General features: G+C 49.0%; 11 protein-coding genes. 8 read left to right on the forward strand and 3 right to left on the reverse strand.

All coding sequences use genetic code 11. The features are described from left to right. Positions 1–222: 222 nt before the first annotated feature. Positions 223–774 (forward strand): hypothetical protein, encoded by a 552-nt coding sequence (locus tag AC2YIT_RS18015; protein ID WP_430851074.1) that lies wholly within the window; start codon positions 223–225, stop codon positions 772–774. A 69-nt stretch (positions 775–843) separates the two neighbouring features. On the opposite strand, the gene AC2YIT_RS18020 is transcribed toward AC2YIT_RS18015, so the two are convergent. Together AC2YIT_RS18020 and AC2YIT_RS18025 are read right to left on the reverse strand one after the other, a co-directional pair. Further along, on the reverse strand, positions 844–1545 hold the full coding sequence (locus AC2YIT_RS18020; protein ID WP_430851072.1) for an MCP four helix bundle domain-containing protein: 702 nt from the start codon (positions 1543–1545) through the stop codon (positions 844–846). Positions 1546–1722: 177 nt separating this feature from the next. Beyond that, positions 1723–4203, reverse strand: coding sequence for a TonB-dependent receptor (locus tag AC2YIT_RS18025; RefSeq protein WP_487280085.1), 2481 nt, complete (start codon positions 4201–4203; stop codon positions 1723–1725). 394 nt (positions 4204–4597) lie between these two features. On the opposite strand from AC2YIT_RS18025, the gene AC2YIT_RS18030 reads away from it, so the two are divergent. Next, entirely contained in the window at positions 4598–5269 is a 672-nt protein-coding gene (locus AC2YIT_RS18030) for a DUF6962 family protein (RefSeq protein WP_430851068.1), read from the forward strand. 53 nt (positions 5270–5322) lie between these two features. On the opposite strand, the gene AC2YIT_RS18035 is transcribed toward AC2YIT_RS18030, so the two are convergent. Beyond that, the gene (locus tag AC2YIT_RS18035) at positions 5323–5958 is read right to left on the reverse strand and encodes a peroxiredoxin (RefSeq protein ID WP_430851066.1); all 636 of its coding nucleotides are present in this window, start codon (positions 5956–5958) and stop codon (positions 5323–5325) included. Between the two features lie 243 nt (positions 5959–6201). Here AC2YIT_RS18035 and AC2YIT_RS18040 point away from each other — a divergent pair, with 243 nt between their 5' ends. The 6 genes from AC2YIT_RS18040 to AC2YIT_RS18065 all read left to right on the forward strand — a co-directional run bounded on the left by AC2YIT_RS18040 (position 6202) and on the right by AC2YIT_RS18065 (position 12911). Further along, on the forward strand, positions 6202–7812 hold the full coding sequence (locus AC2YIT_RS18040; protein ID WP_487280086.1) for a putative inorganic carbon transporter subunit DabA: 1611 nt from the start codon (positions 6202–6204) through the stop codon (positions 7810–7812). 51 nt (positions 7813–7863) lie between these two features. Then, positions 7864–8832 (forward strand): proton-conducting transporter transmembrane domain-containing protein, encoded by a 969-nt coding sequence (locus AC2YIT_RS18045; RefSeq protein ID WP_487280087.1) that lies wholly within the window; start codon positions 7864–7866, stop codon positions 8830–8832. Positions 8833–9012: 180 nt separating this feature from the next. Continuing rightward, on the forward strand, positions 9013–10191 hold the full coding sequence (locus AC2YIT_RS18050; RefSeq protein WP_487280088.1) for a cysteine desulfurase family protein: 1179 nt from the start codon (positions 9013–9015) through the stop codon (positions 10189–10191). Next, positions 10157–11353 (forward strand): XdhC family protein, encoded by a 1197-nt coding sequence (locus tag AC2YIT_RS18055; protein ID WP_487280089.1) that lies wholly within the window; start codon positions 10157–10159, stop codon positions 11351–11353. The genes AC2YIT_RS18050 and AC2YIT_RS18055 overlap by 35 nt, the downstream gene beginning before the upstream one ends. A 6-nt stretch (positions 11354–11359) precedes the next feature. Next, complete coding sequence (locus AC2YIT_RS18060) at positions 11360–11959, forward strand: nucleotidyltransferase family protein (RefSeq protein ID WP_487280090.1); 600 nt, start codon at positions 11360–11362, stop codon at positions 11957–11959. A gap of 118 nt (positions 11960–12077) precedes the next feature. After that, complete coding sequence (locus AC2YIT_RS18065) at positions 12078–12911, forward strand: ABC transporter ATP-binding protein (protein ID WP_430851053.1); 834 nt, start codon at positions 12078–12080, stop codon at positions 12909–12911. Positions 12912–13014 lie beyond the last annotated feature (103 nt).

Here is a 13014-nt window from a genome sequence, read left to right on the forward strand (position 1 = left end):
TATATTTTAAGAATGTAATTTCGCTTTGCAATACGCGCCAGAAATATGCGTTCCAATAACAATCAAAATGCATACTGGCTGACACATTGTCATGTACTACCCTAGCCAGCGGTACGAAAGCTCAATCGGCTGGTATGTGAAAGGCTTTTTTACTAATATTGCGACCGGTAAACAACTCAACTAAAATCACCAAACCAGTTCCGCCGAACACCAATTTCTGACATGAATCTGATTAAAAAATTTTTTGCAGGAGTATTCTTTATCAGCGGGTTCTCTGCCTGTACCACCATGAACTCCGTTCCTCTTTCGAATTACACTGTTTTTACCGAAGACCTTCGTCGCGACCTGGAAGCTGCCAATATTTCTCTCACGAAAGTTCAGTTTTTCAACGACAAGTCGATCAACATCCGTCGTGAAGTGACCGACCCGAACGATATTAAGGTTAATCCCGAAGGACAGATTACGATGAGTAATGGAAAAAGTATTCAGACGATCAACGTACTGCCTTTCACCCCGGGCGTTGCTTTGAGCACCGGCGATGGCACGATCAACGTTTCGTGGGACGATACCCAGCAGGATACCAAGGGGATGAAATTTAATCTGAGCGGCCAGAATTACTTCCTCGACGTGCTTCCCAATAACAAATTCGAATATAAAGAGCGCACATTCGACCTGCAAGGCGGCAATGGCGCCCGTCTTTTTGTAAAGAAGGATTTGTTGAAACAGGTGAAAAATCAGAGAGAGACATTGAAGGGACGCAAAGTAAACCAGTAATTCACTGTCATTCATGAAAAAATAAAAGGTCGGGAAATCCCGACCTTTTATTTTTTGAGTGTTCCTTTATCAGTTTAGGTTAAAATATTGGCTTTTATTGCTGTTCGTCCTGGGCTTCTGGATGATCTGCGAGTTGCGAATCAGCACAATCACCACCAGGCCGGTAATAATCGCAAGGGAGATTTGTAAAAAAGAGATTATACCAAAACTCGCTACATTCACTTTCGACGCTTTCACCAGGTCCTTCCCGATCGTCGATTGAATGCCCGCCAGCTCATTCAGATTCAAAATCGTACTTTCAAATGTGGAACTTCCGGGTGCCGAAAAAAGCTGTCGTGCCTCCGGAAACGATCCGGCCGTGCATAATGCCAGCACCTGGCCTTCCAACTTCGCATAATCTACGATCTGACTTTTGAAACCCTGCAAGCTTTTCACTTCTTCATCTACCAGGTATGTGTTTTCAAACAACCGGATCAGCGAATCGATGCTCCGATCGTGCGCGCGCAGCAACGCCTTCACATTGGCGGGCGACTGCTGTGCTTCTGAATAAAGGTAATTTTCAAGCGACAGGCGCTTACGGTAAAGATTTTCTGTGAGATACAAAATCGTGGTCGCCGGAACGAGGCGATCCTTGTAAATGGATGAAAACGACTCGTCGATTCCTTCCACGTTATAGCGGGAAATTAACGTTCCGCCAACGATCAATGCCATGATCCCTCCCAACAAAATCGCAGCTTTAACCTTCTGCTGAATAACAAATGACCACTTCATGGCAACCACTTCATGAATTGATGATTAACTTTCCCAAGGTATCAATGTATTTAGAAAATACAAAAATATCTTTTTATATTAACGAAAAAGTGCGCTGTGTAATATCTGTTTCGCAATGTACACACAAAAAAAGCGCAGAGGCAAAGGCCCCTGCGCTGCGGCAACAGCGTCGCAAAGTTAGTTTTGCTGGCCGCCGCCTCCTACAACATCCGTGTTGTTTACCGACTTCGTTTTCTTCTTGGGTGCATTGAAGCTCATTTTTCCGATCGAATAGCTGAATGTTACCTTGAAGTTGCGGTTATAAAGCTGCGTAGCGCCGGTCTGTACAAATTGGGGCGAAGTCAGATCGGAAGTGAACCGCACTCCTTTGGTGAGGAAGTTCTCCGCTCCAAAACCGATGCTGCCTTTCTTATTAGCAATATCTTTTTTGAACCCCAGCGAATACATGTAGAAGCCTGTACGCGTTCCCTGCAACTGAATCTCCTTGCCCCGGTAAAACCCGAATGCCTGCAATCCCCAGCCGTTTCGCAGTGAAATCTGCGACATCAACCGTCCGCCATAGTTGAAACCAGAGTTACTGATTCCCAACGAAGTACCGTCCAGGCCGGTCGTTTGGCCTTCCAGGTACGAATGCAGAATGTCGATACTACCGTTCAGTGTCCATTTAGGGGTAAGGTACACGTTCGCGAAGATATTTGCACCGTAGGCTCTCTGTTTGCCAATGTTCTCGTAGGTTGTTACAATGGCGCCTTGCAATGTATCAACGGCCATGCGCACCTGTGTGATCGAGTTGTTGGTTTGCCGGGCAAAAACCGATGCATTAATGTAGGTTTTCTTAATATTAGTGCTTAGTCCGAGTTCAAAGTTGTCGGTCAATTCAGGGCTCAATGCCGGGTTTCCGGTGCTGATGCTCTGCGGGTTCGACAGGTTCACGTTCGGGTTCAGCTGCTGGATACCCGGGCGTTGGATGCGGCGGTTATAGGCCGCTTTCAAAGTGGTACTACCTGAGAGCGCCTTGGAAACGTTGATGCTCGGCACAAGGTTTCCGTAAGCCGGAATGTCGATAGGCTTGTTATCCCCCATATCGGCGGTAATGCCGGTGTATTCGTAGCGCGTTCCGAGTTTGAAGATATATTTGTTTTTGGTTGAAAGCGTGTAGGAGAAATACCCTGCTGCCACATTCTGTTTGTAATTCAAAGCACCTGACGGGTTAGTAGCACTCAATACGAAATTCCCTGACTCTCCGGCGGTAAGGTATTTAAAATCGCTATCCACAGCTCTGAAAATCCCTTTCGCACCGAATTCAAGCAACTGGTTTTTGCCCAGTGGCGTCTGGTAATCCGTTTGAAGCGTCAATTCCGAGTTCTGATTTTTATTCTCGTTTTTCAGTTTGCTGCCTACCGCACCTGACTCATTGAGAATATCGGTATTGAAATTGTTGGTCAGGCCCGTACGGCTGTACAACGTAGAAATGCTCCACTCCTGCTGCGGCTTGAAAGTACGGATATAGTCGATATTGAAATCAACGGTTCCGGAAAGATCCTTGCGATCCACCTTACGCAGCGAACTGTTGTCGAGAATGCTGTTTTCGTATTGGTTAATGGTCAAATCCTGTTTCTGGATGAAATTCCGCGTTCCATAGCGCAAACCGGCAGATAATGCCTGATTTTTGCCCAAATCATAATCCCAGCCCAACGAATACTGCCCGAACAAACCGCGGTCCTTCGCGGTCGAGCTCTGATTTGTCAGGAATGAATTGCTGCCGGAATACGTCGTCTGATCGAGCACCGAAGTAGCCTTGTTATAGAATGCCCGGCCGAAACCCCCGAGCGTGAAACCCATTTTACCTTTACGGTAGCTTCCGTTCAAGCCCAGGTTTGAACCACGGTTACCCACCCCCGAATCGATATTCAGCGTCAGGCCTTGCAGGTTGTTCTTTTTGGTAATGATATTAATGATACCACCTGAGCCCTCCGCATCATATTTGGCCGATGGCGATGTAATTACTTCCACTGATTTGATCATATCCGCCGGAATCTGCTTCAAAGCATCCGCCACATTGGCGGCGATAATCGTCGAAGGCTTGTTGTTGATCAACACCTTGATATTTGCACTTCCCCGAAGCGAGACATTACCATCCAGATCGACGGAAAGCATGGGCACCTTACGTAGCAAGTCCGAAGCGTCGCCGCCTTTGGAAGTAATATCCTTCTCCGCATTGAATACCATCCTGTCGACCTTCTCTTCGATCAGCGATTTTTCGCCGGTAATGGTCACTTCCTGCAAATTCTGCACACTCGAAGCAAGCTGGATCGATCCCAGTTCCACGTCCTTGCCTTTTTCCACTTTTACATTTACGGCCTTGTCTTTGTAGCCAATGAAGGAGATCATCAGCTTGTAAGATCCCGGAGCTACTTTCGAAATGGCGAACTTACCGTTCTCGTCGGCAGTGGTACCATCAATCGCCTTGTTGTCAGTTACATTGAATAATGCAATACTGGCAAACTCCACGCCCCTCGCAGCAGCTGAATCGAGTACAATTCCGGAAATTTTGGAGTTACCCTGCGCAGGAGCTTGCGCAAAAGAATGATTGGCTGCAATGGCCAGAAACAGGATCAAAACGACAAATCTGACGGCTGATAGTAAGGGATTCTTCATGGTTCTCATAAGTTTTCAAAGAGGGTGCTTTCGCTGCTATCCTACTTAAATACAATTCTCAATACAAAGGAAAAACATACTTTGTATTTATTATTTGATAATAGATAGCTCCCCCGTTTTCATCTGCGAATCGGCACTTTCGGGATACCAAACTGAAAACGCGGAACAATTCGCGCGACCTGAACAGGCGGGCGCAGTTTGTGGTACAATTTTGGTGGAGGAGGCATTCAATGCGGCAATTATGCAGATTGCTGCCCCATTTGTGCGTACTTTTGAAACTCGAATGCAAACCATACCGAGGTTCGGTATGCGCTAACTTACTCTTCTGTTCATGAATGATGTCGTCATAGATTTTAGCAAAGTCCACCAGATAAAACTATTCGGAATAACCATTATGGAGCCCTCGACCGTACTGTCGAGCCTTGTAATGACTGCTGTCTGTATCTACGCTTTTTTCCATCTCAACAAACTCGGGCGTGCGCACCGCATGTACAAGCAAATCCAGTATTTCTTCCTTTTCATGGCCATTGCCACGGCTATCGGAGGGATCCTGGGCCATGGCTTTTTGTACATGACCGGCAAAGTCGGTAAAATACCAGGTTGGTTCGCGAGCATGATTGCCGTAGCCTTATTCGAACGTGCGGCTATATGGCATATCAAACCACTCCTTCACCGTCGGAATGGGCTCATTCTGGGTTGGCTGAACTATCTCGAACTCGTCATATTTTTCGTATTGACGTTTATTACCCTTGATTTCAGGATTGTGGAAGTGCACGCATTTTACGGACTGTTCCTGATGCTCTTCATGATCGAGATTTATGTATATAAAAAGAAAAAGGACCCGGGCAGCAAGAATATCTTCCTCGCGACGCTCATGGGCGCAATAGCTGCCGGCTTCCACGCATTGAAATTCAGTTTCGGCGATTGGTTCAACTATAATGACATTGCCCACATCCCGATGTCGCTCTCTATTTGGTTCTACTACCAGGGCGCACGGCACATGATCTATTATGGAGAGGAGATGATCGTACCCGAGGAAGTGATCGAGAGCGAAAGCAACAGTTAATAAAAAAGCGGATGTCCCGAAAGAGGCATCCGCTTTTCCATTCAACCGAAAATTTACTTATTCGGCTGCGGTGTGTAGCGAAGGTATGGCTTCACGATATTCAAACCCTTTGTAAACTTCTTCTGCGCGTCTTCGGTGCTTACCGCAGGTACAACAATCACGTCTTCACCATCTTTCCAGTCGGCCGGTGTGGCTACGGAATAGTTGGCAGTCAGTTGGAGTGAATCCACTACACGGAGGATTTCATTAAAGTTACGGCCTGTCGACGCAGGGTAAGTAAGCGTCAATTTGATTTTCTTATCCGGACCAATCACGAATACCGAGCGTACAGTTGCTTTTTCGCTGGCGTTCGGGTGGATCATGTCGTACAGCTGCGCTACCTGGCGGCCTTCGTCAGCAATGATCGGGAAGTTCACCTCGGTATTATTTACTTCATTAATATCCGGAATCCAGCGGTGATGTGAATCCAGGTCGTCGACGCTCACAGCCAGTACTTTCACATTGCGTTTCTCAAACTCACCTTTCAAAAGCGCCGTTTTACCCAATTCGGTTGTACAAACGGGAGTAAAGTCGGCAGGGTGAGAGAACAACAATCCCCAGCTATCTCCCAGCCATTCGTGGAATTTGATGGGCCCTTGCGTGGTATTTGCTTCAAAGTCCGGTGCGATATCTCCTAATCGAAGTGACATAATGGTGAAGGTTTAAAGAATGAAACATTAATCTACTAACATTGTAGAGTAAAACACAAAATTAAAGAAATAGTTTCATTTAACGCCCCATTTCTTCCATTAATAATCCAGCGGCAACCCGCTTTTACGGAAATAGCATTACCATCTGATAATCTTCATTTTAACCAATTTTAACCGCATTTTAAGGCTTGTTTAATTGCGTTTTAATTGCTGTTTGGCTCCTTTGAGCAACGAAAACCGGGGATGGCTTCTGCCCCAACCGGTCGGCAAAAAGACTTTGTAAAACGCTACCAGTTTCTGCACATGACAGCCCGGAACAACTCTTTCGACGAACACGCGGTACTGCATGAATTGAAGCGATTTTTGCCGGCATTGTCACCAGGCAGGGTACTTACCCACCGGAATCCGTTGGGGGCATTTCAGGGCCTTCACTTTCACGACGCGCTGCGGCACGCGTCCGAAATGCTGGGTTACCAAACCTGGCTTTCCCTGGAAGAATATCGTTCGCTTTACAACTCCAAAAGAGTAAAAGCCGATGTCCTGGAAAAAGTGCTGGTCGAGAAAAAAGGGGATGCAAAGACCTTTGAATGGCAGAACAAGGTATTAATGAAGAAATTTCCGGTTGCGAGCGAAACGGTCGACGCTACTCCCCGGATAGGCCGGTTGAGGGCCAACTGGCAAAAGCAATATAACGCTGATTTGGATGCCCTTGTCCATCCGAGATTGTTCCGGATTTTGGGCAGCTTTCTTGACTATGGCGTTTCGGACTGGTCATTCCCGGTACACGGACAAGGCTTTCTCGATTCCATGCGCGAAGTGGAGTCGAACAGCTTTATCAGCGCATTCAATACGCCCCGGGCACGTAAGCTGCTTTTGCAGGCCCCGTCGATCAGCGACTTGCTCGCTATCATTGTGGGTGAAGAGGCACTTTTCAAACAGTATCTTTTCGATCAGCAATTTGCCCACAAGGGCTGGTCGGGACTGGTAGCAACGTTCGAAAATAGCCATAACAGGCTGCCCAACGGCGGCCATATTACGCTCCGGGAGTTGATCGTGTTTGAATTGCTCCTGGAAATAGACGTATTGGACGACCGCCTTGGCAAGCATTGGAAGCCGCTGGCTTCGCACCTGGCGAGCCAGCCGACTGATTTATTTGCGCCGGTTCCCGCCAGCGAAAAAAGCGAAGTGCTCGCGATCTGGCAGGAAGCTGTGGAATGGAGTTATTACGAGGACATACTGACAGGATTATGCAGGAAGTCGCCAAATCAGCACAGCGGGCACGTTTCGGGAACAGGACGCATAAGCGTACCAAACTCCCTTTGCATTATCGGTAGACTATCGGTAGCACGGGACACCCCGCCCGGCTACCGGGCCTGTCTGGACAGTTACGACTTTTCGCTCGATCGGGACGGGCAGGAACTGGAAAGGATACTCGAAACCGTTGTACCCTCGCTGGGTGCCGACAATCTTGAATACTTTTTCTCGCGTACGGGCGCTACGGGCATGAATGCCGACAATGCGTTGAGTGACCGGATAATAGGCCTATTCGGAATGGTTGATGGTGCCCGCGGAGATTTACGGATTGGTCTGCCCAGTGAACTAATCGAAGGATTGGAACCGATACGCCTGTTGTGCATTGTGGAGCATTTCCATGAAACGGTGGTGAAAGTGATCGACCGGCTGAATGCGGTGCATTCTCCAAAACCTGCCGCGCAATGGATAATGAATGAATGGGTGCACCTGGTAGTGATCGACCCGGTCACCCGTGAGCTCAGGGTCTTAAAAAACGGTCAAATGACGGGCTATAAATCCGATCCATTAAAATATTCGCTATCGGTGGCTGGTGATTGGTGAAGCCGCATTGCTGATTAATACCGGTCGTCGATAGCTTTTTTGAATGAGTGTATGTTTTGGAGTGATTTCCATTTTGACGGTTTGACGCTGGCCTATCTTGCCATCGGATTGGCTATGGCGCTTCTGGCCGTCTGGAATGGCCACGAAACGCTGCGTGGACATAGGCACTGGCTCCGTTTTGTATGCACGGTTGTGCTTTTTTGTGCGGGTTACGGGTTCACTATTTTTTCTGGTGGTTTAAAAACGTTGCTGCTCGGCTGGGAGATCATGGGCGTCGCTTCATTTCTGCTCATTATCTTCCACCGAGATTTTAAAAACACTGGTGCCCCGACACTCGGTGGCCCGACACTCGGTGGCCCGACGCTCGGCATTCCGGCGAAAGCCTTCTTTATATATCGCTTAGGTGATGTGGGCTTGCTCCTTGCCATGTGGGCAAGCCACCACCTCGGGCGGGAAAGCGCGGCGATGGTCTCACTGCTGTTACTGGTGACGGCTTCCATGCAAGCGTCGCAGTTGCCGATTTCCTCTTGGCTGCCGCAAACGATAGAGAATTCCGCAACAGCAAGCGCGATTCTGCTGGCTACACTTACGGTACAAATGGGTACGTTTTTGTTGCTGCGTTCTTACCCGTTTTGGGAGCATCAGCTTTTCATCCGCGTGCTCATTGGATTGCTCGGGCTAAGTGCAGCTGCGATGGCGGCAGGGTTTGCAAGGGTTCAATCGTCGGTGAAACGGCGCATTGCCTACGTTTCGATAGCCAACACGGGACTCATTTTTATCGAAGTAGCTGCGGGATTTAAAAGCCTGGCGCTCATACATATCGCAGGAAATGCATTCCTGAGTGCGTACCGGCTATTGGTTCCGCCTGCACTTGTGGCCGAGGACGGGGAAGAAAGGTTTCATTTGAATAAAAAGACCTGGGAGGACCGGCTGCCTAAAAAGCTGAAATACACCATTTACATGTTCTATACCAAGGAATGGGGCTTGTATGCCCGCCTTTCGAAGTACCTCAGACCATGACACCATTATATGTTAACCGCCTCATTAAAACATCAAACTGAATACCGATTTTCATAATTATAGTTAACCTGTTCGTTTAAGTTTTGGAAACCATCTCATGTTTAAAATGAGATGGTTTTTTGTTTAATTTGAACTAAGCCCGCGTGTTTTGCTTTTTTAAATAAAAACCAGCCTTTACCCTTGAAATTACCTGTTTACCTGGATAATAACGCTACCACCCCTGTGGACCCGAGGGTTTTACAGGAGATGCTTCCCTATTTCTCGGACAGGTTCGGAAATGCGGCCAGCCGCACGCATTCCTATGGCTGGGAAGCCGAAGAATCAGTGGACATCGCGCGGGAGCAGATCGCCAACCTCATAGGCGCGCATCCGCAGGAGATTGTTTTTACATCCGGCGCTACAGAGGCTGTGAACCTGGCCATTAAAGGTGTTTTTGAAAATTCCGCACGGCCGGAAAAGCACATGGTCACGGTATGCACCGAACACAAGGCTGTGCTCGATACATGCAAACACATCGAGCGCCTCGGCGGCAATGTTACCTACCTGCCTGTTGATGCAAATGGGCTCATTAACCTCACAGAACTTGAAAATGCCATTACCGACCACACTATTCTCATTGCAGTGATGTATGCTAATAACGAGACAGGCGTAATCCAGCCCGTTCGTGAAATAGCTGCCATCGCGAAAAAGCATCATATTCCATTCCTGTCAGACGCCACGCAGGCTGTCGGCAAGATCCCGGTAAATGTCCAGAACGACGGGATCGACCTGCTGGCATTGAGTGCGCACAAAATCTACGGCCCCAAAGGCGTAGGTGCATTATATGTCCGCAAGAAGAACCCTGCTATTACCTTAACCGCGCAAATCGACGGTGGCGGCCACGAGCGGAATATGCGCAGCGGCACACTGAATGTCCCTGGCATTGTCGGGCTTGGCTGGGCCTGTGAGATAGCCGGTGCGGAAATGGCCCGTGAGAGCAAGCGCGTTGCTGCGCTCAGGAACGCATTTGAAGTGGACTTACTCGTACTGCAAGACATTGAGATTAACGCAGAGGAGGCACGAAGGCTTCCGCATTGTACCAACATTTCATTCGGGCAGGTGGATGGTGAAAAGCTGATATTCGAAGCGGGAAGCGACCTGGCGTTTTCGCGCAGCTCGGCGTGTACCTCCGCCACTTTGGAGCCGAGTTATGTACTGAAAGCGATGGGGTTTTCCGACGAGCGCATCCATAACTCGTTCCGTTTCAGTTTCGGGAGATTTTCTACGGAGGAGCATGTAAACCACGCCGTTTCCGTTATTTCAAAGATTGTAAAACAACACCGCCATGAAAGAGATCACGGACATCATCCGGTCGTATGAGCAGGCATTGATTTCGGGAAAGCGCATGGCGCTCGCGACGGTCGTGCATGTGGAGGGCTCCTCGTACAGGCGCCCTGGCGCACGGATGCTCGTGACCGACGACGGCCAGCTTACCGGCGCTATCAGCGGCGGATGCCTCGAAGGCGATGCACTGCGGAAGGCATTACTGGCCATTTCACAGCAGAAAAACAAGCTGGTAACCTACGATACCACCGACGAAAACGATACCACGCTGGGTGTCCAGCTCGGCTGTAATGGTATTGTGCATATCCTTTTTGAACCTATTCAGACAGCCGACGCCGAGAATCCGGTAGAGCTATTGAAAAAGGTTTTGGCCAAACGGCAAAATGCGGTCCTGGTAACATTGTTCTCCCTGCACTCCCGCACGGGCGCGCAACCCGGTACCTGCTTCCTGCATTTGCAGACAGACGACCAGGTAACGTGCACCTGCACTGAGGCTGAAATGTACGACCAGCTGCTCTCCGAAACACAGGCAGCCTACAAGCGGGGCGATTCATTTTTTAAGGCATTTGAGAATAAATCGCTGACCGGATTCATTGAATATTTCAACATCCCTCCTTCCCTCGTTATCGCCGGCGCGGGCAACGATACGGTACCGCTCACCGAAATGGCGAGTGTTCTGGGCTGGGATGTTACGGTAGTCGATGGCCGGAGCGGGCATGCCACGCGGCAACGGTTTCCCAAAGCCGGGAAAGTACTGGTATCGCGTGCTGAGGATGTTTTGAAGCACATTACCGTCGATGAGCGGACGTTTGTCGTGCTCATGACGCACAATTACAATTACGACCTCGCATTACTGAAACAGCTGCTAACCGTGGATACTTGCCGGTATGTAGGCGCATTAGGCCCGAAGAAAAAGCTGGAACGAATGTATGCGGAGTTGGAAAGTGAAGGAACGGTGATTACCGACGAACAAAAGGCCAAGGTATACGGGCCGGTAGGGCTGGATATTGGTGCAGAAACCTCCGAAGAGATCGCATTGGCCATACTGGCAGAAATCAAGGCCGTGCTGGGCAGGCGGGTTGGGTTTTCGCTTCGTGAAAAGCTGGAACCGATCCACAGCCGCTCCGATCAGCGCGTCGATTACACCCGCGAAGAGAAAGAGGATTTTCTCTGTGCAGTACAAACCGTAACATCCTGACCCGCCATGCCGCACAACGAATATGGCATTGTAGTCCTTGCTGCGGGCAATTCTTCCCGGCTCGGCGAGCCCAAGCAGTTGCTGCAATTTCAAGGCAAAAGTCTGATCCGGCACATTGCAGAAGCGGCACTGGCAACGGTCGGCAGTAACGTGATCGTTGTTACTGGCTCCAATGCGGAGGCAATTGAAACAGAATTGAAAAACTTGCCCTGCAAGCTGGCATTCAACGCCGACTGGCAGGAAGGGATGTCGGCTTCCATTAAAACCGGCATTAATACGCTGCAATTAGGTAATCAATTTGTCAAAGGCGCGATTCTGACGGTAAGCGACCAGCCGTTTGTTTCGACGGAAGTGTTTAATGCATTAATTATCAATTTCGAAGAAACTGCAAAAGGTATCGTAGCCTCCCGATACAGCGATTCGCTCGGCACACCTGCATTTTTTGCAGCCTCCTACTTCCCTGCCCTGCTCCAACTCACCGGCGCCGAGGGCGCAAAAAAGCTCTTCAAACGCTACGCCGACGACGTTTCTGCCTACGCATTTTCACAAGGCAGCATCGATATCGACACCCGGGAAGATTATAATCGACTGATCTCCGGCATTTAAACAGCTTTTTTTTTCAGTATTTATCCAAAAATAAATTTTCGCTCAATGGTTGCGAATGTAGAATCAATATTTACATTTGCAGTGTACTATTTAACTAGAACACTAAAACAATCATGAAATGATCCGACTCAATCAGGTGTCATTCGGGTACAGCAAGCGCAAGATGCTTTTTGAAAATCTTGACCTGCACCTCGAACCCGGCCACATTTACGGGCTGCTGGGCAAGAACGGCGCAGGCAAATCCAGTTTGTTGCGGAATATGGCCGGGCTGCTCTTTCCGCTCGCGGGTAAAATCGATGTAGTAGGTTATGAACCTAAAAAGCGGCTTCCGGCATTTTTGCAGGACATTTTCTTCATTCCCGAGGAAATCTATCTTCCGTCGGTTACGGTTGACAAGTACCTGAGCCTTATGGCGCCTTTTTATCCCAAATTCGACGAAACGCAATTTCGCAACTACATCGCCGAGCTCGATATTCCGGTCGCCAACAAGCTCACAGGCATGTCGTACGGGCAGAAAAAGAAGGTACTGATCGCATTCGCATTATCGACCAATACGCGGGTGCTGATAATGGACGAGCCTACCAATGGCCTCGATATTCCATCCAAAAGCCAGTTCCGCCGATTGGTATCCTCGGCGCTGGACAAAGACCGGCTGATCCTGATTTCCACCCACCAGGTCCGCGACCTCGATAACCTGATCGACGCCATTGTCATACTCGAAGACAGCAAGATCATGATCAAACACAGCCTCGATATCGTCGCCGAACGTCTTTGCTTCCGCGAACTGTCGAGTATCGAGTTGGACGAGCGCGTGTTGTATTCCGAACCTTCTTTGCGTGGTTACCGGGCTGTTTTCGAAAATTCTACTCAGGAAGAAAGCCGCGTGGACCTGGAACATCTGTTCAACGCAGTACTCGAAAATCCAGCCCGTATCCGCAAAATCTTCGCCTGACCATGCGCCTGTTCATCCTATTCCTGCTTGCGGCCATGAGCTTGCTCGCGCGTTACGTGCTCCCGTTCCTGATCCCTGTGCATTCTTCCCCCATTTATTAGCC

Source organism: Dyadobacter sp. SRI_021 (assembly GCF_057586235.1).

What these genes read in the sequence shown, in the direction of transcription:
- AC2YIT_RS18015 (WP_430851074.1), top strand. Translation starts at nt 223, where the DNA reads ATGAATCTGATTAAAAAATTTTTTGCAGGAGTATTCTTTATCAGCGGG.
- AC2YIT_RS18020 (WP_430851072.1), bottom strand. Translation starts at nt 1,545, where the DNA reads ATGAAGTGGTCATTTGTTATTCAGCAGAAGGTTAAAGCTGCGATTTTG.
- AC2YIT_RS18025 (WP_487280085.1), bottom strand. Translation starts at nt 4,203, where the DNA reads ATGAAGAATCCCTTACTATCAGCCGTCAGATTTGTCGTTTTGATCCTG.
- AC2YIT_RS18030 (WP_430851068.1), top strand. Translation starts at nt 4,598, where the DNA reads ATGGAGCCCTCGACCGTACTGTCGAGCCTTGTAATGACTGCTGTCTGT.
- AC2YIT_RS18035 (WP_430851066.1), bottom strand. Translation starts at nt 5,958, where the DNA reads ATGTCACTTCGATTAGGAGATATCGCACCGGACTTTGAAGCAAATACC.
- AC2YIT_RS18040 (WP_487280086.1), top strand. Translation starts at nt 6,202, where the DNA reads ATGGCTTCTGCCCCAACCGGTCGGCAAAAAGACTTTGTAAAACGCTAC.
- AC2YIT_RS18045 (WP_487280087.1), top strand. Translation starts at nt 7,864, where the DNA reads ATGTTTTGGAGTGATTTCCATTTTGACGGTTTGACGCTGGCCTATCTT.
- AC2YIT_RS18055 (WP_487280089.1), top strand. Translation starts at nt 10,157, where the DNA reads ATGAAAGAGATCACGGACATCATCCGGTCGTATGAGCAGGCATTGATT.
- AC2YIT_RS18060 (WP_487280090.1), top strand. Translation starts at nt 11,360, where the DNA reads ATGCCGCACAACGAATATGGCATTGTAGTCCTTGCTGCGGGCAATTCT.
- AC2YIT_RS18065 (WP_430851053.1), top strand. Translation starts at nt 12,078, where the DNA reads ATGATCCGACTCAATCAGGTGTCATTCGGGTACAGCAAGCGCAAGATG.